Source organism: Aureimonas sp. SA4125 (genome assembly GCF_019973775.1).
Taxonomy (GTDB): domain Bacteria; phylum Pseudomonadota; class Alphaproteobacteria; order Rhizobiales; family Rhizobiaceae; genus Plantimonas.
In genome coordinates, this window is the sequence record NZ_AP025032.1 from 1,045,763 (window position 1) to 1,064,371 (window position 18,609).

The following is an 18,609-nucleotide window of genomic DNA, read 5'->3' on the forward strand; positions in this document are numbered from 1 at the left end:
CGCTCAGACGGAGAGCGGCGCCATATCGCGCCGGGCTTTTTCCCGATGCGCCCGGCCATCCCAGACTTGCAGGTCGTGCGCCACCCCCTTGTCGCCGAGGAGGCGGTGGCGGTTGTTGTCGATGAAGGGGTCGCCGCCCCTCGGGCGCCCCCACCGCCATCAGGGCGTCGGGCGACAGGCCGTGGGAGGGATCGACGGGAAAGGAGTGGGACGCGAGAAGGGCCATGGAATCGGCCTTTCGAGCGGCCAAGCCTAGCTTGCGGAAAAGCGTTTGCAGCGTCCGTCGGTGGGACGCCATTCAGCGAATGGTTGCGGAAAGCACAAAAGCAAGCGGCGGGTTTCGATCCAAGAAAGTCATTCTGTGCATTGCCGCAATGTCTTGAGAGCAGACATTGCGGCAACTGCTGTGCAACCTGGGACGCTTGGCCTCAGGCGAGGCGCACGGAAATTCCGCCATCCGCCAGCATTGGACTTCCCGTCACGAAGGAGGATCGGTCGGACAGGAGGAACAACGCCGCTTGCGCGATTTCCCGGGCATCGGCCATTCGCTTCATCGGATGAAGGTTGGCGACGAAGTCGAGGACGGGCGCGTTGCCCTCGCCGCCGGCTGGTGTGATTGTGCCGCCGGGCAACAGGGCATTGATGCGGATGCCATCGGCGGCGTGCTCGGCAGCAAGAGCCCGCATCAGACCGATCTGCCCCGCCTTCGAAGCCGCATAGGCACTCATCCCGGCCAAGCCGCCATTGCTGTAGCCAACGAACGACGATGTGAAGACGATCGACCCGGAGCGCTGTTTCCTCATGGCAGGAATTTGAGCCTTTGCGGCGAGGAACGCGCTCGTCAGATTGACGGCGATGATCTCGTTCCAGTCGGCCAAAGGCATGTCGGCGGCAGGCACCATTTCGCCAACAATCCCAGCATTGTTGAAGGCACCGTCCAGAGTGCCGAATCGATCGAGCGCCAGGTCGACCAGCGCTTGCGCATACGCCTCGTCCTTGACGTCGCCAGGCAGAAAAATGGCTGCTCCCACTCCGTCCAGGGCAATCTTGGCCGTTAGCTCTTCCAACTCGGTGCTGCGGCGCGCTCCCAGAACCAAGTTAGCGCCTTCGGCAGCGAAGAGACGTGCCGCAGCGGCTCCAATCCCGCTGCTTGCCCCGGTCACGATGATCGTCTTGCCGTGTAGTTCCATGATGTGCCCCTACGAGCCCTATCGGCCCAAGGAACCAATTCTCCATCTCGGCCCCGGCAGCCACCCGATTTCCGAGCACCTTCCCTTCCGAAGCCTACGGCTGGGGCCGGTCTTACTTGGTCCGTCGATTTCCGCTGTGTCCCATCATTCGCCGGAAGCGGACCGGCAGCAATCCAACTCTACTCCGCCGCCTCCCGCCTTCCCCTGTGCTGCGCCATCGCCGCCCGCAGCGAGGCCGGTTTCAGCGGCTTCGTCAGGATGTCGACGCCGAGGCTGGCGGCGTGGTCGCGCACTTCCGGCGAGCGTTCGGCGGTGATGAGGATGGCGGGCAGGCCCGGATCGATGCGCCAGCGCAGGAGCGCGATGGCGTCGAGGCCGTCGCCTTCGTCGAGATGGTAGTCGACGAGGGCGATGTCGGGCACGCGGGCCGACAGCTGCGGCAGGGCTTCCTGCAGCGAGCCGGCGAGCACCACCGAGCAGCCCCAGCCGGTCAGGAGTTCCGACATGGCGCTGCGGATGGCCGCGTCGTTGTCGATGACGAGGACGCGCATGCCGTCGAGCTGCAGCGCCCGGTGCACCCGAACCGGCGGCGCCACGGTGAGCACCGGGCCGATGTCGCGGCGCACCGGCACGGTGACGCGGAAGCGCGTTCCGTGCCCGTGGACCGAGCGCACCGCGACGGGATGGTCGAGCACATGGGCGATGCGTTCGACGATCGAAAGGCCGAGGCCGAGGCCCTGCGCGGTGCGCGTGCCCTCGTCGAGCCGGGTGAATTCCTGAAAGATCGTCTTCAGCTGGTGCTCGGGAATGCCGATGCCGGAATCGATGATCTCGATGTCGATCTTGCGGCCCTTGCCATGGCGGACGCCGACGACGACCTTGCCCGCCCGCGTGTATTTCACCGCGTTGGAGACGAGGTTCTGCAGGAGCCGCCGCAGGAGGTTGCGGTCCGAGCGGACGGTGGCGGAGGTGGCAACGAAGCGCAGGCTGACGCCCTTTTCCTCGGCCAGCGGCGCCAGATCCGTGTGGATCTGCTGCAGCAGGGGCTCCAGCGCGAAATCGTCGAGCTTGGAGATCATGCCGCCGGCATCGAGCCTCGAGATGTCGAGCACGGCGCCGAGGATCGCCTCGACCGATTCCAGCGAGGAGTTGATGTTGGCGGCGAGCGCCGTGCCGGGCAGGTGGGCATGGCGCTCCTGCAGCGCCGCGGCATAGAGTTTGGCGGCATTCAGCGGCTGCAGGATGTCGTGGCCGGCGGCGGCGAGGAAGCGCGTCTTGCCGATATTGGCCGCGTCCGCGACCTGCCGCGCCTCGGCGAGCGCGGCATTGGCGGAAACGAGCTCGCTGGTGCGCCGGCGCACCCGCTCCTCCAGCGTCTCGTTCATCTCGTGGAGGGTGGCGGCGTGCTTCACCCTCTCGGTCATGTCCGACACGGTCAGCACGAGCCCGCCCTCGGGCATCGGATGCGTCCGGATCTCGACGATCCGTCCCGAGCGCTGCAGCGTGATCTGGCGCAGCGCCGGCGACTGCGTCAGGACGTCGAAGCTGCGGCTGTGCTCGTCGTCGTCGATCTCGCCCGACAGGCGCATCTGGTCGAGGACGGCCGTCAGCGGCGTGCCGACCTGGCCGACCTGCGGCGGCAGGTCGAGGAGATCACGCAGCTGCCGGTTCCAGAAGGTCAGGCAGAAATCCTGGTCGAAGACGGCAAGGCCCTGGTCGACCTGGTCGAGCGCCAGCCTCAGGATGTCGCGGTTGTACTGCAGCGCCTCGGAGGCGTCGTCGAGGAGGCGCAGCGCCGACCGGCTCGATCCCTTGTGCCGCTGCAGGAGCAGCGACAGGACGAGGCGCGACGATGCAGAGCCGATCGCCGAGCCGAGAAGCTGCTCGGAAAAGCCGATCACCCGCGCATCCGCCTCGGTCGCGTCCGCCATCGGGTGCTGCTCGCTGGCGGCAAAGCTGGCGAAGGAGCGCTCGGTGCGCTCGGACCCGAGATAGCGGGCGACCGTCGCCTTCACCTCGCCGATCGAGACGCCCGCCCGCGTCCGGCGAAAGCCGGCGGTCGCGCCGACGTCCTGGCGCACGAAGATCGAGGCCTGGATGCGCTCGCGCGCGCTCGGCTGGCGCGACAGCGAGAAGCCGACGAGGCAGGCGGTGTTGACGCCGAGACTGAGGAAGACTCCGTGCAGCAGGGGATCGAGGTCGAGGCCGAACAGCGACTGCGGCCGCAGCGCCGCGAGGTGGAACAGCCCGTCGCGGACCACCGCCGCATCGGGCAGGACGGCCGGCATCAGCAGCGTATAGGCCCAGATCAGCGTTCCCGCGATCATGCCGGCCTTGGCGCCGCGCGCGTTCGCGCCGCGCCAGGCGAGCCCGAGGAAGAAGGCGGGTGCGAACTGCGCGATCGCCGCGAAGGACAGGAGCCCGATCGAGGCGAGCGCCGTTCCCCCGCCGGCGAGGCGATAATAGACGTAGCCGCAGAGGACGATGCCGAGGATGGCCGAGCGCCGGATGGCGAGGAGCAACCGTGTCGCGTCGCGATCGCCCATGATGATGCGATCGCGCCGCTTCAGGAGGATCGGCAGGACGAGGTCGTTCGACACCATGATCGACAGAGCGACGGAGGCGACGATCAGCATGGCGGTGGCGGCCGAGAGGCTGCCGAGGAAGGCGACGACGGCGAGCGTGTCGTTGCCGTGGGCGAGCGGCAGCGAGAGCACGTAGAGGTCGCTGTCGACCCCGCCGCCGAGCCTGAGGATGCCGGCGGCCGCGATCGGCGCGACGAAGAGGTTGATGCCGAGGAGATAAAGCGGAAACAGCCAGCGCGCTCGCCGCACCTCCTCGCGCGTCCGGTTCTCGACCACCGTCATGTGGAACTGGCGCGGCAGGAGGAGGATGGCGAAGCCGCTGAGCAGGAGCGCGGCGAAGAAATTGCCGCCGACACCGTGCGAGAAGGCCTCGGTGATATCGGGGCTGGTCGTCGCGGCGCGGTAGAGCTCGGCCGGGCTGAACAGGCCGAAACAGACCCAGAGGCCGACCGCGACGAAGGCGGCGAGCTTCACGATCGATTCCATCGCGACGGCCAGCACCAGCCCGTCCTGGTGCTCCGTCGCATCGGCGTGGCGCGTGCCGAACAGGATCGCGAAGAGCCCGAGCAGGAGCGCGATGAAAAGCGCGCTGTCGGCGAAGAAGGGCGGCAGGGTCTGGCTCGGTCGGTAGTAGGAGAGGAGCGTGGCGACCGAGGTCGAGACCGCCTTCAGCTGCAGCGCGATGTAGGGCACGGCGGCGATCAGCGCGATCACCGTGGCCAGCGCCGCGACCGGCGTGCTCTTGCCGTAGCGGGCGCCGAGGAAGTCGGCGATGGTCGTGATCTTCTCCGCCTTGGCGAGCTGGATCACGCGCTCCACCAGCCGCGGCATGAAGAGGAAGACGATGACGGGCCCGATGTAGATGGCCAGGAACGAGAAGCCGTCGCGCGCTGCGACGCCGACCGAGCCGAGAAAGGTCCACGACGTGCAGTAGACGGCCAGGCTCAGGGCATAGACCCCCGGGCGGCTGCTCCGCGTCCGTCCGTCGGCCGAACGGCGGTCGCCGATATGGGCGACAGCGAACAGGACCAAGAGGTAGACGATCGCCGCGATGACGATGATCCAGCTTTGCACGCGTGACGCCCTCCCTTGCGCTCACCGTTTCTAGCGCGGACCACGCTGGAAGTGCGAGCGGATTCGCCCTTTGGTATGGCTTGGGCCAGGACGTTCCGTCCGACTCGAGAATGCCCAGCTTGGCTTGGCTGGGCGCGGTGGCTAAATGGATCGGCGGCGGTTCCGCCGGATCTGTGGGGAGTCGAAACGCGTGCTGAAGGAATTCAAGGAATTCGCCCTGAAGGGCAACATGGTGGATCTGGCCATCGGCATCATCATCGGCGCGGCCTTTTCCGGCCTGGTGCAGTCGATGGTCAAGGATCTCATCATGCCGGTGGTCGGCGTTCTCACCGGCGGCGTCGACTTCAGCAACAAGTTCTTCGCGCTCAGCGGCAGCGTGACCTCTCCGAGCCTCGAGGCGGCGCGCGAGCAGGGGGCGGTCATCGCCTATGGCAGCTTTTTCACCCTTCTCATCAATTTCACCATCGTCGCCTTCGTCCTGTTCATGATCGTCAAGGGCATGAACCGGCTGAAGCGCAAGGAGGAGGAAAAGCCCGCCGCGCTCGCCGAAGTGCCAGCCGAGCAGGCGCTGCTCGCCGAGATCCGCGACCTCCTCGCCGCCCAGCGCGCCGACGCAAGGCGTGAGCCGACGCGCTTCGGCTCCTTCGGCGACGGTCTCTGAGCCACGCCGTGCCGGCGCGGAATCGGTGCAGGCTTGACGACGGTGACGGAAAAGCCGATCGGCTGAGCACCACCGCACCCAACCGATCCTGCAAGGCCTCTTCCATGAATCCCCTCGACCGCCTGCGCCCCGCCGCGCTTGCAGCGCCCGAAAGCGGCATCGTCGCCGTGATGAACTACGGCCGCACGCTGGACGGTGTCATCCCGCTCTGGACGGGCGAGGGCGACGTGCCGACGCCTTCCTTCATCGCCGACGCCGCGGCGCGTTCGCTGGCCGCCGGCGAGACCTTCTACACCTGGCAACGCGGCATTCCCGAGCTGCGCCGGTCGATCGCGAACTATATCGGGCGGACCTACGACCGGCCGACGGACCATGAGCGCATCGTCGTCACCGGCTCGGGCATGCACGCGATCCAGACTGTCATCGCCTGCTTCGCCGGCGAGGGGGAGGAGGTCGCCTATATCGGTCCGACCTGGCCGAACTTCGCCGCTGCGGTGGGCGTTGCCGGCGGCTACGCGCGCGAGGTCGCGCTGGACTGGACCGAGACGGGCTGGACCCTCGACCTCGACAAGCTGCGCGATGCGATCGGGCCGAAGACGCGGGCGCTCTTCGTCAACACGCCGGGCAATCCGACCGGCTGGACGGCCGACCTCCCGACGCTGCAGGCGATCCTCGAGATCGTCCGCGAGACCGGCATCACGCTCATCGCCGACGAGATTTATGGGCGCTTCCACTATGCCGGCGGGCGGGCACCCTCCTTCCACGACATCATGGAGGAGGACGAACCTATCTTCTTCGTCAATTCCTTTTCCAAGAACTGGGCGATGACCGGCTGGCGCATCGGCTGGATCGAGGCGCCCGCGGCTTTTGGCACGGTCCTCGAAAACCTCATCCAGTATTCCATCTCCGGCGTCGCCGCCTTCATGCAGCGCGGTGCCGTCGCCGCCCTCGACGAGGGCGAAGCCTTCATCGACCTGCAGGTGGAACGCGCTCACAAGGCGCGCGACATCTTCACCGACGCGCTGCTCTCGACCAACCGCGTCGCGGTCGTGCGGCCGGCGGGCGCCTTCTATTCCTTCTTCAGGATCGACGGCATCGACGATACCCGCGCCGCCGCCTTCACCATTCTCGAGGAGACCCGCATCGGCCTCGCGCCGGGAACGGCCTTCGGACCCGCCGCGACGACATTCATGCGCGCCTGTTTCCACCGCCGCCTCGACGAGATCGAGACCGCCGCCGATCGTCTGCAGGACTGGATCCGACGCCAGAAGTGACGGGCGAAAAGCCCGTGACCCGGTCTCGCCGCGCTCTTGCGCTGGCGTCGACGCTGGCGCTGGCCGCCGGCGGCGGCGCCGTCTTTGCCGCGCTGGGCCTGCCGGTCGGCTGGCTGCTCGGCTCGGCGCTAGCGGTTTCGGTGGCCAGCCTTCTCGGCCACGACACGCGCCTGCCGAACTGGCTGCGTGACGCCGTCTTCATCGTCCTCGGCACGCAGGCGGGCGCCGGCGTCACGCCTGCGGTCGTCGGGCAACTGGCGCTCTGGCCGCTCTCCTTCGCCATTCAGATGGCGGGTGTCGTCGCCGTCATCGCCGTCACCTACACCTTCCTGCGAAAAGGGTTCGGCTGGGACAAGGAGACCGCGCTGTTTGCCGCTCTACCCGGCGCCATGTCCTTCGTCATCGCCGCGGCGTCGCAGACGCGGGCCGACATGACGCGGATCACCGTGGTGCAAAGCGTGCGGCTGCTGCTGCTCATCGGCGCGCTGACGCCGACCTTGGCCTGGCTCGAAGGCGGGGAGGGCATTCGAGCAGCCGATAGAGGCGATGCCGGATCGCCGGCGGAATACGCGATCCTCGTCGTCGCCTGCCTCGCCGGTGCCTTCCTCGGCCACGTCTCGCGCCTGCCCGGCGGCATCCTGCTCGGTGCGCTGGCCGCCAGTGCCGTGCTGCATGTCACCGAGATCGCGCCGGTGGCGATGCCGTCCGCGATCTCCGTCGCCGGCCTCCTTGTCCTCGGCGCGCTGATCGGCAGCCGGCTGAAGGGCGAGAACCGCAGGGCACTGGTCGAACTGCTGCCGGCCTCGCTCGGCGCCTTCGTCATCGGTCTCGCAATATCCGCGGCTGCGGGCCTTGCCGCCTTCTGGTGGCTCGGCATCGGCTTCGGCAAGATCGCGCTCGCCTATGCGCCGGGCGCGCTGGAGGCGCTGACCGTCCTCGCCTACCAGTTCGATCTGGATCCCGCCTATGTCGCCGCGCACCATGTGGTGCGCTTCGTCTGCATCGCGCTTCTGGTGCCGATCCTGGCCCGGCGGCTGCCGAAAGCCGGCTGATGGCCCGGCCACCAGCGGGCGGCCATGCTTCACTCCCGTCAGAAGCCGACCATGCCAACCCGAGTCCGGCCGCCGGCGTTGCGGCCGGCGGCCTCGCGCCTCGTTCAGCCGCCTGCCTGGCTGACCACCAGCGGGGTGATCTTGGCCGTCCGCTCGGCCTGCGCCGGGCGGTCGGCGGCGAAGGGGATGCCGAGGGCGTTCCAGGTCTCCACCAGCGCGTCGCGCAGCGTGTCGATCAGGGCGTCGTCGTGCAGCGGTGTCGGCGTGATGCGCAGCCGCTCGGTGCCGCGCGGCACCGTCGGATAGTTGATCGGCTGGATGTAGATGCCGTGCGTCTCCAGCAGCCGGTCGCTGGCGCGCTTGCAGAGGTCGGGATCGCCGACATGGAGCGGCACGATGTGCGTCGCCGAGGGCATCACCGGCAGGTTCGCCGCGGCAAACACCGCTTTGGCGCGGGCCGCCTGCCGCTGCTGGCCGTCGCGCTCGGCCTGCGATGCCTTGAGGTGGCGGATCGAGGCCGTCGCGGCGGCGGCGAGCGCCGGGGGCAGGGCGGTGGTGAAGATGAAGCCCAGCGCATAGGAGCGTACCGAATCGATCACGGCCTTCGACCCGGTGATGTAGCCGCCGAGCACGCCGAACGCCTTCGCGAGTGTCCCCTCGATCACGTCGATGCGGTGGGCGACGCCGTCGCGCTCGGAAATGCCGCCGCCGCGCGGACCGTACATGCCGACGGCGTGCACCTCGTCGATATAGGTCATGGCGTTGTAGCGCTCGGCGAGCGAGACGATGGCATCGATCGGCGCGATGTCGCCGTCCATCGAATAGACGCTCTCGAACACGATCAGCTTCGGCCGTCCCTTCTCGGCGGCCTTCAGCAGTTCCTCCAGATGCTGGACGTCGTTGTGGCGGAACACCTGCTTCTTGCAGCCCGCCTTGCGCACGCCCTCGATCATCGAGGCATGGTTCAGCTCGTCGGACAGAATCAGGCAGTCCGGCAGGAGCTTTGCGATGGTCGAGATCGACGCCTCGTTGGAGACGAAGCCCGAGGTGAAGACGAGCGCGGCCTCCTTGCCGTGGAGATCGGCGAGCTCGCGCTCGAGTTCGACCAGCGGATGGGTATTGCCCGAGATGTTGCGCGTGCCGCCGGCACCCGAACCCATGGTGGCGATGGTCGACTGCATGGCGGAGACGACGTCGGCGTGCTGTCCCATGCCGAGATAGTCGTTCGAGCACCAGACGGTGATCTCGCGCGCCTTGTCGTCATGACGCCAGATCGCGGCGGGAAATCGGCCGGCGATCCTTTCGAGGTCGGCAAAGACGCGGTAACGCTTTTCCGCGTGCAGCGCCTCGATCGCGGCGTCGAAATGGCCCTTGTAGTCGATCATCTTGAAACACCCTTTCGAGAGGGGTTCTAAGATGATGGACCGGCGAAGTCCACTTTCACCCTTGTGCCAAACCGCCGCGTCGGTGGCATTCCGTGTGACAACATGAGCGGAGAATGAAAACATGACGAAGACAGGTCACAGGCAGGCGGTCGTTCGGCAATGAGCGTCCTCGTCACCGGCGGGGCCGGCTATATCGGCAGCCACATGGTCCTCGGGCTTGCCGATCGTGGCGAGGCGGTCGTCGTCCTCGACAATCTCGTCACCGGGTTCGACTGGCTGGTATCGCCGCGGGCGACGCTGGCAGAGGGCGACATTGCCAATCAGGCCCTGGTCTGCCGGCTGATCGCCGAACATGGGATCGAGACCATCGTGCATTTCGCCGGCTCGGTCGTGGTGCCCGATTCCGTCGCCGATCCGCTCGGCTACTATCTCAACAACACGGTGAGGACGCGCGACCTCATCGCCGCCGCCGTCGCCAGCGGCGTGAAGCACTTCATCTTCTCGTCCACGGCCGCCGTCTACGGCATGGCGGGTCTGGAACCGGTGTCGGAGGACAGCCGGCTGCAGCCGCAGTCGCCCTATGGCCGCTCCAAGCTGATGAGCGAGATGATGCTGGAGGATACGGCGAGGGCCCATCCGCTGCGCTATGCGGCGCTGCGCTACTTCAACGTCGCCGGCGGCGATCCGTCCGGACGCTCGGGCCAGGCGACGAAGGGCGCGACGCACCTCATCAAGGTCGCGGTCGAGACCGCGCTCGGTCGGCGCGCGGCGATCGACATCTTCGGCGACGACTATCCGACGCCGGACGGCACGGCGGTGCGCGACTACATCCACGTCACCGATCTCATCTCGGCCCATCTCGCCGCGCTCGATCATCTGAGAGGCGGCGGCGAGAGCCTCGTCGCCAATGTGGGCTATGGTCGGGGCTATTCGGTCCGCGAGGTTTTGGATGTCGTGCGCGAGGTGCATGGCGCCGACTTCACCATCCGCCAGGGCGGCCGCCGGCCAGGGGATCCCGCCAGCATCGTCGCCAATGCCGACCGCGCGCGAACGACGCTGGGCTGGACGCCGTCCCACGATGATCTCAGGGAAATCGTCGCCCACGCCATCGCCTGGGAGAAGCACCTCATGCGCCGCAACGCCGGCTGATCAGCCGTGGCCGCCCGTGTCGGATCCGTCGCCGCCGCCCGCCGCCGCGGGCGGGGAACGGCGGGCCCGCGACTGATCCTTGCGGCGCTTGAGGTTTTCCCGAAGCATTTCCTCCTGCCGGGCGCGGCGCTTCTCCGCGGCGATCTCCGACGCCTTTTTCGGGGCTTCCGGTGCGTCCGTCATGCTTGTCTCCCATTCTCCGCCAGCCGGTCGCGCAGGGCCGCACGGCGAAAGCCCTCCTGGCTGGACAAGGGCGGATGCCAGGAGAGGCAGGCGCCGATATGGCCGATGTCGACGACGAAGGAGCCGAACAGCCGGTCGAAGGCCTTGCGTCTGCCGAAAAGCCCGGCGACGGCGCGAAGCGGCGTTTCGGGAAGCGGCAACAGCCGAGGAGGGCGGCCGAGTCCCTGGCGGATCGCGGCGATCATGGCGCCGAGCGACAGCGGCTCCCGGTCCGCCACGAGAAATGTTTCGCCGCCCGCCCGGGGATGGGTGAGGGCCGCGAGGATGGCGTCGAGGCAATTGTCGAGCGCCAGCACGCTGCGCTGCGCCGACGTCTGGGCGAGCGGAAGCGGCAGGCCGGTCCGCGCCAACTGCACGAGGCGGGCGACCATGCCGCGACCGCCCGGGCCGTAGACCGGCACCGGCCGCAGGATGCACAGATCCATGGACGAGCCGGCCGCCACCTCCCGCAAGGCCGTCTCGGCGGCGAGCTTGGAGGCGGCATAGGCGCTCTGCGGATCGAGTTCGTCCGTCTCGCGCACCGGCGTTTTTCCCTTCGGCCGATGGACGTTCGCGGTGGACAGGAAGACGAAGCGGCCGACGCCCTCGGTGGCGGCGCGTTCTCCCAGAGCGCGGCTGCCCTCGACATTGACGTGGTGAAGGGCGGGACTGTCGCGCGACGCGGGCTCGCGCCGGGACGGGTTCAGCGCGCCCAGATGCACGACGGCGTCGATGCCGGCCGGCCAGTCATTCCAGTCGCCGATGGCGGCAAGATCGGTCGGGGCCCCGTTCGGCCCGCGGATCAGCGGGACGACGTCGTGGCCATGGGCGCGCATGAGGGTAATGAGGCGGCGACCGATGAAGCCACTGGAGCCGCTGACGAGAATTCGCAATGCGCAAAGTGTCCTTGCCCGGCGGCCAGGCTGCCGCGAAGATTGACCGGGCCCGCCCGGCGCGTCATAGAAACCGCCGCAGCGGCCGGCGTAAAGGCCTCGCCGCCGCTTTGTCGGGGAATGCGCGGCATCGGCGCGTGGCGCCTGTTGCCACATACGACCGAGACCCCCGGCCGGCGACTAAGGATACCATGAAACGCCTGTTCGACGTCACCGTCAGCCTCGTCGCCCTCATCCTCCTGGGATGGGCGATCGTCGTCCTGGCCGTGCTGGTGCGGGCAAGCTCGCCGGGCCCGGGGATCTTCGCCCAGACCCGGGTCGGTCGCGGCGAAACACCCTTCCGCTGCTACAAGCTGCGCACCATGCAGCTCGGCACCGTCGAGGCCGCCTCGCACGATACGCCGGCCGCCGCGGTGACGCCGCTCGGCCAGAAGCTTCGCCGATGGAAGCTCGACGAACTGCCGCAACTGGTCAATGTCCTGAGGGGCGAGATGAGCTTCGTCGGACCACGGCCCTGTCTGCCGGTGCAGGCCGTCCTGATCGCGGAGCGCCGCCAGAAGGGCGTCTATGCGGTGCGCCCCGGTATCACCGGGCTGGCCCAGGTCCAGGGCATCGACATGTCCGACCCCGTCCGTCTCGCCGCGATCGACGCGGACTACGTCCGGAACCAGAGCTTCCCCGGCGATCTCGGGCTGATCCTGAAGACGGTCGTCGGCGGCGGCCAGGGCGATCGCGTCCGACACTGAACGCGGACCGGCATCGAACGGGAACCGAGATTGCGTCGGGCGCGGTCACGTGATGAAAGAGAGGGCAGGATTCCCGGTCGACACCGGCTCCCATCCAAGGACGTCGGGCTGAGGCCCCACTGCGAAAGCCCGTGATGACTGCCATCGACCGCATCGGCTTTGCCGCCGAACTCGACGCCTACGCCCGCGCCAACCGTCCCATCACCATCGGCCTTGCCGGCGCCGGCCAGATGGGTACCGACATCGTCGTGCAGGTGGCCCTGATGGCCGGCATCCGCGTCGGCGCCATCGCCACCCGCAGTCCGGCGCGCCCGCTTGCGGCCATCGCGCTCGCCGGTCACGAGTCCGGCCATGGCCGCGCGGCGGCGACCCCCGAAGCCATCGACCGCGTCATCGACGCCGGCGGCATCGCGCTCACCGACGATCTCGCCGCGCTCTGCGCCGCCGGACGGATCGACGTCGTCGTCGACGCCACGGGCAGCCCGGACCTCGGCACCTTCCTGGCACTGGAGGCGATCCGCAACGGCAAGCATATCGTGATGCTGAACGTCGAGGCCGACATCACCGTCGGCCGCCACCTCGCCGCCGAGGCCAAGCGCGCTGGCGTGGTCTATACCGGCTCGGCCGGCGACGAGCCGGCGGCGACGCTGGAACTCATCGCCTTCGCCCAAAGCCTCGGCATGGACGTCGTCGCTGCCGGAAAGGGCAAGAACAATCCGCTGCGCATCGACGCAGTCCCCTCCGAATACGAGGAAGAGGCCCTCGCCCGCGACATGAACGCCCGCATGCTGGTCGAATTCATCGACGGCTCGAAAACCATGGTCGAGATGACCGCCATCGCCAATTGCACCGGCCTCGTTCCGGACATCGCCGGCATGCACGGCCCCGCGGCGACCGTCGACAATCTCGCTCAGGTGCTCTGCACCACCGCCGACGGCGGCATCCTCTCGGGCCCCGGCCGTGTCGACTATACGATCGGCAAGGGCGTGGCGCCCGGCGTGTTCTGCATCGCCCGACCGCGCCACGACCGTGCGATCGAGCGGATGGCCGACCTCAAGGTCGGGCCCGGCCCCTGCTTCGCCCTCGTCCGGCCTTTCCACCTGACCAGCCTCGAGACGCCGCTGTCTGCGGCCCGTGCTGTGATGTATCGGCGCGCGGACATGGTGCCGCTGGACCGGCCGGTCGCCGAATGCGGCGCCGTCGCCAAGCGCGACCTGAAGCCGGGCGAGGTTCTCGGGCGCATCGGCGAGAGCGACTATCGCGGTTTCGCCATGACCTGGGCCGATGGCCGCGCCAGCCGCGCTTTGCCGCTCGGGCTGGCGGAGAAGGCGCGCGTGTCCCAGCCGATCAAATCCGGCGAGCGCCTGACGCACGACAACTGCACGGCCGATGACAGCCTGCTCGTCACCCGCATCCGGCGCGAGCTCGACGCCGCCGACGCCCGCTTTCTCGGCTGATCACCTCTGGGTGGGGTGAAGCCCGCGTAGGGAAAGGGGCGGTCTCCGTATCGCGCCCCGCGTCTTTCGGTCTCCGCGGACCGGCAAGAAAATGCCGGCGGCTCGGCAACCGGTCTTCACTCGGCGCGGGGCGTCATGACGGCGTCGACCAGTTCGTCGTCGTCGAAGGGCTTCAGGAACACCTTTTCCGCGCCCCATATTTCGGCGAGCGACGTCATTGCCTCGATCGTCAGGCGCGGTCCACCACCGGTGACGCCGAAGATGCGCATGGCCGGCTTGCGGCCACGGATCTCCTTGAGGAGGCGCAGACCGTCCATTTCCGGCATCCACATGTCGGTGACGAGCACGTCGAAATCGGTATCTGCCAGGCATTCCAGGGCTTCCTTGCCGTTGGCGGCGGCGGTTACCTCGAAACCGGCGCTGGCGAGCGCCATGACCAGCGACTCGCGCACGGCCATGACGTCGTCCACCACGAGCGCGCTCCGCCGCGTGTCGTCTCTACTCATTGTCGTCCTTTCGCTGCGGGAAGAAGATCGTCACCGCCGTGCCGTTGCCGGGCGACGATTCGATGCTGATGAAGCCATCATAGTCGCGAACGATCCGTTGCACGATGTAGAGGCCGACGCCCGTACCCTCGCCGTCGATCTTGGTGGAGAAAAAGGGCTGCATCGCCTTGAGGCGCACCGATTCCTCCATGCCTGCCCCATTGTCGGCGACGACGAGTTTCGCGCCGCCCTCGGCGACCGCCAGGGTGACGACCACCGTACCGGCTCCCTGCACCGCGTGAACGGCGTTCGACAGGAGGTTGCCGACGATCTGCAGGATGTCGCCGATCTTGACCGTCACGCTCTCGCAGTTCTCGACGATGCAATCGATCCGCATGCTGGAGGGCAGCGCCGGACGGATCGCCTCGACGCTGTGCTCGACGGCGAGGCTGATCGGCCGGCTCGTATCCTTCCAGCGTTCGCCGCGCGTTGACTGCAGGAGTTCCGACACGACCGTCGCGGCCTGCTTGCTGGAGATGTCGATGAGCTCCATCATCCGGCTGCTCGCCGGGTCGATGGTATCGCGCAGATGCAGACGCAACCGCTTGGTGAGGTTGATGATCGGGTGGATCAGATTGTTGATCTCGTGGGCGACGCTGCCGGCGAGCTGCCCCAGCGCAAACATCTGCTGCTCCAACTGGCGCCGATTCTCGCGCTCGACCTCCTCGGTGACGTCGCGGATGAGCCCACGATAGACCGACCGGCCGACGCCCCGGAAGACGACGCCGGGCTTCGGAGGCGGGATGGCACGTCCGCTGATGCTGATCCAGAGATCGCCGTCCCCGTCCTCGATCCGCAACCGCCGGCTGTCGCAGGGCAGGCCGCTCTCGATCAGTTCCCGGAGCGGTTTCAGCATTTCGGCCGAGGTGGTGACGGCGAGCCTGTCGAACAGCTTCTCGCCAAGCGCCAGGTGCGTCCTGCCCACCTGCCGCCCGGTGACGAAGCTGATCGCGCCGTCGCGGTCCATTTCCCAGAAGAGATCGGTGCCGATCTCGGCAAAGGCGCGAAACCGGTCGGCATTGTGCAGGATCTCGCTTCTGAGGCGCGTCTCGCGCTTCTGGATGTCGAGCGAGGCGGCCCCGGTGAAGGCGACGAGGGAGGCGACCATGGCGATCAGCAGGCCGTTTTCGATCGGACCGGCGCCCATCTGCGGCTGGATATCGGCAAGGAGGCGGAAGCCTCCGGCAACCAGCGACGGCGCCCAGGCGAGCATGAAGGTCAGCGACCTCGCGGGCTGCCGGCGCCCCGCTACCATGAGAGCGATCAGGGTGAAGACGATCACCGCAAAACCGAGATAGGGCGCGATCGATCGGGCGATGCCGACACCGAGCGACAGGTCCAGGATGGCGAGAACTGCGGCCGCAGCCAGAAACACCGTCAGCCCGTCCGCGATCCGGGAGATCCTTGGGGCGACGCGTTTCAGACCGAGGAAGCTCGTCACGAATCCGACGAAGCTGCAGAAGATAAGCAGCACGGAAATCAGGGCGACTTCCCGCGCCCGCATGGCAAGGCCTGGAAGGACGAGATTCTGCAGGAGGGCGTTGGACGACACGAAGTAGGCGAGACTGCTTGCGGTGCAGGCGGCCAGCCAGAGATTGGTCTGGTTCCTCAACGACGCGCCGAGGGCGAAAATGTAGATCAGCATCGCGCCCATGACCCCGATCAGCACCGACAGGCGCGTCGTGCTGGCGTCGTACGCGGCATAGAAGCTCTGGAAATCCGAGAACCAGACCTCGCTCTGAAGGGCAGGCAGCCGCTCCAACCGAAGGAAGAGCTTCGCGCCGGCAATTTGCTCCGGCTCGAGAATGAAGCTCGGATAGCGGAACGACTCGGTACTGTAGGGTCGCCCGTCGCGTGGATCCCAGGTCGTCTGACGGATGCCGCCCGACCCTGCGACGAAGAGATCAGCCCGTTCCAGCCGTGGTTCCCGGATCGAGATGATGAAGGGCGGTGTCCAGCCCGGACGGGTGGAGACGTCGTCCGGCAATGTCAGCGACAGCCACAGACGTTGAGGACCTCCCGCTGCAAGCCGGGGTCTGGCGGCCGCCGCGTCGCGCCGGAACTGGTCGGGCGCAAAGCCGACAATTTCTTCGATCGTGAGCGTGCCCGTCACGTCCACGAAACCCGACATGGCATCGCCGACCGAAATGGCCGGCCGAATCGACATCGGTTGGCACGAGACCAGGGCGAAGAGGGCTGCAATGGTCCAGAGAGCCGCGAACCAGCGCCAGAAGCCGGGGGCCATCAGTGTCGAGCCGCGGCTTTCGACCCGCAAGCTTCATGCCTCGTCGGTGTCGGGCATCGTTGATCGAATGGCGATTTCGAGGCCGTTGGCGAGCGATTCCCGCTCGGTTGGGCTGAGAATCTCGAGCGCCTTGGCGATGCTCTGCAACGGATCGTCTGCCAGGATCGATCGGCCGAGATCGGTGAGGTTCAGCTGTTCGGCCCGGCCCCGCCCGATGGTGCCGGCCTTCACCAGAAGTCCCTTGGTGATCAGTGTTCGCACGGTCCGCGCGACGGCACCGGAAGCCAGCCCCTGAAACCGTGCCAGGTCGATGGCGGTGCGCAGCTGCGGCGGAGCGCTGTCGAGATAGCGGAGCGCCGACCACTGCGCCGGAAAGAGGTCTGCGGCATAGCCTTGGCTATGGATGCGCCGCGCAACCTGCTCCAGCAGGCTGGCGAGGGCTGGAGCTGAAATTGCCTCTGTCGTCAATATGCGCTCCTGGGCCAGCACTTCACAATTGGATGAACACGAAATCAGTATGAAAGCGATCGAAGAATGACAACCCTTGGCGTTCGACGACGGGGCGGTCAGGTCTGGCGTCCGGGCACGAGATCCCGGCAAGCCGGTACATTCGGGCCGATGACGCGCGTCCGCCACCGGTCCGGCATCGCAACACCTGGTTAAGAAAGGGTTGCGCCTCGACCTCCATGCGCGGCCCTTCGCAGTGGGACGCCCGTGCGAGGCAGGGACGGGACTGACGAAAGATTCGGAGCCATTCGGGCCCGAGAGCAGCCCTCGACGCCCTGTCCGCACGGCGCGCCGCAGGCACTGCAATGCCTGTGATCGCAGGGCTGCCAAGCGACATCGGACTGTCATGCGCCGGTGCTATCGGAGCGCTGAACGGCAGTTTGCCGGGACTTTTGCACGGGTCCGTTGGCCCGGGCGATATTGGGGAGAGACGTCCATGAAAACTCATCTGACGCGGGCCGCGTCGGCGCTCGCCATCGTTGCCATGTCTTCCGGGCTGGCGCACGCCCAGGCGGCCGCTGCCGTGTCCATGGACGAGCTCGTCGCGGCTGCCAAGGCCGAGGGACAGCTGACCACGATCGCGCTCCCGCACGACTGGTGCGGCTATGGCGACGTCATCGCCGGGTTCAAGGCGAAGTACCCCTTCCTCACCATCAACGAGCTGAACCCCAATGCCGGTTCGGGCGACGAGATCGAGGCGATCAAGGCCAACAAGGGCAATACCGGCCCGCAGGCTCCCGACGTCATCGACGTCGGCCTGTCCTTCGGCCCCGCCGCCAAGGCCGAGGGGCTGCTGATGCCCTACAAGGTCTCGACCTGGGACTCGATCCCCGACACGGCCAAGGATGCAGACGGCTACTGGTATGGCGACTATTACGGCGTTCTCGCCCTTGCCGTGAACACCGACATCATCAAGGAATCGCCGAAGAGCTTCGCCGACCTGAAGGATCCGAAATACGCCAATTCGGTCGCCATTCCCGGTGATCCGCGCACCGGCAATTCGACGATGATGACCGTCTACGGCGCCGGTATCGCGACGGGCGCCAAGGCCGGTGCCGATGCCGCCAAGGCCGGAACGGCCTTCTTCAAGGAGCTGAAGGAGAACGGCAACTTCGTGCCGGTGAACGGCACGGCGCAGAACATGGCGCAGGGCACGACGCCGATCCTGTTCGACTGGGACTACAACGTCCTCGCGATGCGCGACAAGCTCGCCGGCAACCCGCCGATGGACGTCATCGTTCCCTCGGACGCCGTCATCGCCGGCGTCTACGTCCAGGCGATCTCGGCCTTCGCGCCGCATCCGAACGCCGCCAAGCTCTGGATGGAATACCTCTATTCGGACGAGGGGCAGCTCGGCTGGCTGAAGGGCTACTGCCATCCGATCCGCTTCAACGATCTGGCCGCCAACGACAAGATCCCCGCCGATCTTCTCGCCAAGATGCCGGCGCCGGAGAGCTACGAGAAGGCCGTGTTCCCGACCCTCGACGAGCAGTCGGCCGCCAAGGCGGTCGTCGCCGAGGATTGGGCCAAGGAAATGGGTGCGCAGTAAGTCTGCGGCCAAGCTATGATGACACCGATGCCGGCATCCGCCGGCATCGGTTCCGGTGAGGCGCGGGAGCGGATC

The 18,609-nt window shown here is 67.4% G+C and carries 15 protein-coding genes and 1 pseudogene; 7 read left to right on the plus strand and 9 right to left on the minus strand.

All coding sequences use genetic code 11. The features are described from left to right. Positions 1 to 3: 3 nt before the first annotated feature. The 3 genes and pseudogenes from Sa4125_RS04790 to Sa4125_RS04800 form a co-directional block, all read right to left on the minus strand. Positions 4 to 132: pseudogene (locus Sa4125_RS04790) on the minus strand (esterase); the annotation flags it as partial. Positions 133 to 428: 296 nt separating this feature from the next. Continuing rightward, positions 429 to 1,190, minus strand: coding sequence for an SDR family oxidoreductase (locus Sa4125_RS04795; RefSeq protein WP_224004217.1), 762 nt, complete (start codon positions 1,188 to 1,190; stop codon positions 429 to 431). A gap of 179 nt (positions 1,191 to 1,369) precedes the next feature. Next, entirely contained in the window at positions 1,370 to 4,849 is a 3,480-nt protein-coding gene (locus tag Sa4125_RS04800) for a PAS domain-containing hybrid sensor histidine kinase/response regulator (protein ID WP_224004219.1), read from the minus strand. Between the two features lie 190 nt (positions 4,850 to 5,039). Between Sa4125_RS04800 and mscL the strand changes: the two genes are divergently transcribed. The 3 genes from mscL (at position 5,040) to Sa4125_RS04815 (ending at position 7,836) form a co-directional block, all read left to right on the plus strand. Beyond that, positions 5,040 to 5,510 (plus strand): large conductance mechanosensitive channel protein MscL, encoded by a 471-nt coding sequence (mscL, locus tag Sa4125_RS04805; RefSeq protein ID WP_224004222.1) that lies wholly within the window; start codon positions 5,040 to 5,042, stop codon positions 5,508 to 5,510. 104 nt (positions 5,511 to 5,614) lie between these two features. Next, on the plus strand, positions 5,615 to 6,784 hold the full coding sequence (locus tag Sa4125_RS04810) for a pyridoxal phosphate-dependent aminotransferase (RefSeq protein ID WP_224004224.1): 1,170 nt from the start codon (positions 5,615 to 5,617) through the stop codon (positions 6,782 to 6,784). A 14-nt stretch (positions 6,785 to 6,798) separates the two neighbouring features. Continuing rightward, the gene (locus Sa4125_RS04815; protein ID WP_224004226.1) at positions 6,799 to 7,836 is read left to right on the plus strand and encodes an AbrB family transcriptional regulator; all 1,038 of its coding nucleotides are present in this window, start codon (positions 6,799 to 6,801) and stop codon (positions 7,834 to 7,836) included. 104 nt (positions 7,837 to 7,940) lie between these two features. Here Sa4125_RS04815 and hemA read toward each other — a convergent pair whose 3' ends face one another. Next, complete coding sequence (gene hemA / locus Sa4125_RS04820) at positions 7,941 to 9,218, minus strand: 5-aminolevulinate synthase (protein WP_224007540.1); 1,278 nt, start codon at positions 9,216 to 9,218, stop codon at positions 7,941 to 7,943. Positions 9,219 to 9,380: 162 nt separating this feature from the next. Between hemA and galE the strand changes: the two genes are divergently transcribed. After that, a complete protein-coding gene (galE, locus tag Sa4125_RS04825) occupies positions 9,381 to 10,370 on the plus strand; it encodes a UDP-glucose 4-epimerase GalE (protein WP_224004229.1) in 990 nt (329 codons plus the stop codon). Here the strand turns inward: galE and Sa4125_RS04830 are convergent, their stop codons facing one another. Continuing rightward, complete coding sequence (locus tag Sa4125_RS04830) at positions 10,371 to 10,553, minus strand: hypothetical protein (RefSeq protein ID WP_224004232.1); 183 nt, start codon at positions 10,551 to 10,553, stop codon at positions 10,371 to 10,373. After that, a complete protein-coding gene (locus tag Sa4125_RS04835; protein ID WP_224004235.1) occupies positions 10,550 to 11,485 on the minus strand; it encodes an NAD-dependent epimerase/dehydratase family protein in 936 nt (311 codons plus the stop codon). The genes Sa4125_RS04830 and Sa4125_RS04835 overlap by 4 nt, the downstream gene beginning before the upstream one ends. Positions 11,486 to 11,676: 191 nt before the next feature. Between Sa4125_RS04835 and Sa4125_RS04840 the strand changes: the two genes are divergently transcribed. Further along, positions 11,677 to 12,231 carry a sugar transferase gene (locus Sa4125_RS04840; protein ID WP_224004238.1) on the plus strand — a complete coding sequence of 185 codons (555 nt, stop codon included), beginning with the start codon at positions 11,677 to 11,679 and terminating at the stop codon, positions 12,229 to 12,231. A gap of 134 nt (positions 12,232 to 12,365) precedes the next feature. Further along, positions 12,366 to 13,688: a homoserine dehydrogenase gene (locus Sa4125_RS04845; RefSeq protein WP_224004241.1), complete on the plus strand. Its 1,323-nt coding sequence runs from the start codon at positions 12,366 to 12,368 to the stop codon at positions 13,686 to 13,688. Positions 13,689 to 13,804: 116 nt separating this feature from the next. Here the strand turns inward: Sa4125_RS04845 and Sa4125_RS04850 are convergent, their stop codons facing one another. Genes Sa4125_RS04850 through Sa4125_RS04860 form a run of 3 tightly spaced genes read right to left on the minus strand, consistent with a single transcriptional unit; the run spans position 13,805 to position 16,946 of the window. Next, on the minus strand, positions 13,805 to 14,194 hold the full coding sequence (locus Sa4125_RS04850; RefSeq protein WP_224004244.1) for a response regulator: 390 nt from the start codon (positions 14,192 to 14,194) through the stop codon (positions 13,805 to 13,807). Next, positions 14,187 to 16,508 carry an ATP-binding protein gene (locus tag Sa4125_RS04855; RefSeq protein ID WP_224004247.1) on the minus strand — a complete coding sequence of 774 codons (2,322 nt, stop codon included), beginning with the start codon at positions 16,506 to 16,508 and terminating at the stop codon, positions 14,187 to 14,189. The genes Sa4125_RS04850 and Sa4125_RS04855 overlap by 8 nt, the downstream gene beginning before the upstream one ends. 3 nt (positions 16,509 to 16,511) lie before the next feature. Next, positions 16,512 to 16,946 carry a MarR family transcriptional regulator gene (locus tag Sa4125_RS04860; RefSeq protein WP_224004250.1) on the minus strand — a complete coding sequence of 145 codons (435 nt, stop codon included), beginning with the start codon at positions 16,944 to 16,946 and terminating at the stop codon, positions 16,512 to 16,514. A 475-nt stretch (positions 16,947 to 17,421) separates the two neighbouring features. Between Sa4125_RS04860 and Sa4125_RS04865 the strand changes: the two genes are divergently transcribed. Next, positions 17,422 to 18,534, plus strand: coding sequence for an ABC transporter substrate-binding protein (locus tag Sa4125_RS04865; protein WP_224004253.1), 1,113 nt, complete (start codon positions 17,422 to 17,424; stop codon positions 18,532 to 18,534). The last annotated feature ends 75 nt before the right edge of the window (positions 18,535 to 18,609 follow it).

Coding starts and splice junctions, on each gene's coding strand:
- Sa4125_RS04795 (WP_224004217.1), bottom strand. CDS start 1,190: ATGGAACTACACGGCAAGACGATCATCGTGACCGGGGCAAGCAGCGGG.
- Sa4125_RS04810 (WP_224004224.1), top strand. CDS start 5,615: ATGAATCCCCTCGACCGCCTGCGCCCCGCCGCGCTTGCAGCGCCCGAA.
- galE (WP_224004229.1), top strand. CDS start 9,381: ATGAGCGTCCTCGTCACCGGCGGGGCCGGCTATATCGGCAGCCACATG.
- Sa4125_RS04830 (WP_224004232.1), bottom strand. CDS start 10,553: ATGACGGACGCACCGGAAGCCCCGAAAAAGGCGTCGGAGATCGCCGCG.
- Sa4125_RS04840 (WP_224004238.1), top strand. CDS start 11,677: ATGAAACGCCTGTTCGACGTCACCGTCAGCCTCGTCGCCCTCATCCTC.
- Sa4125_RS04845 (WP_224004241.1), top strand. CDS start 12,366: ATGACTGCCATCGACCGCATCGGCTTTGCCGCCGAACTCGACGCCTAC.
- Sa4125_RS04850 (WP_224004244.1), bottom strand. CDS start 14,194: ATGAGTAGAGACGACACGCGGCGGAGCGCGCTCGTGGTGGACGACGTC.
- Sa4125_RS04865 (WP_224004253.1), top strand. CDS start 17,422: ATGAAAACTCATCTGACGCGGGCCGCGTCGGCGCTCGCCATCGTTGCC.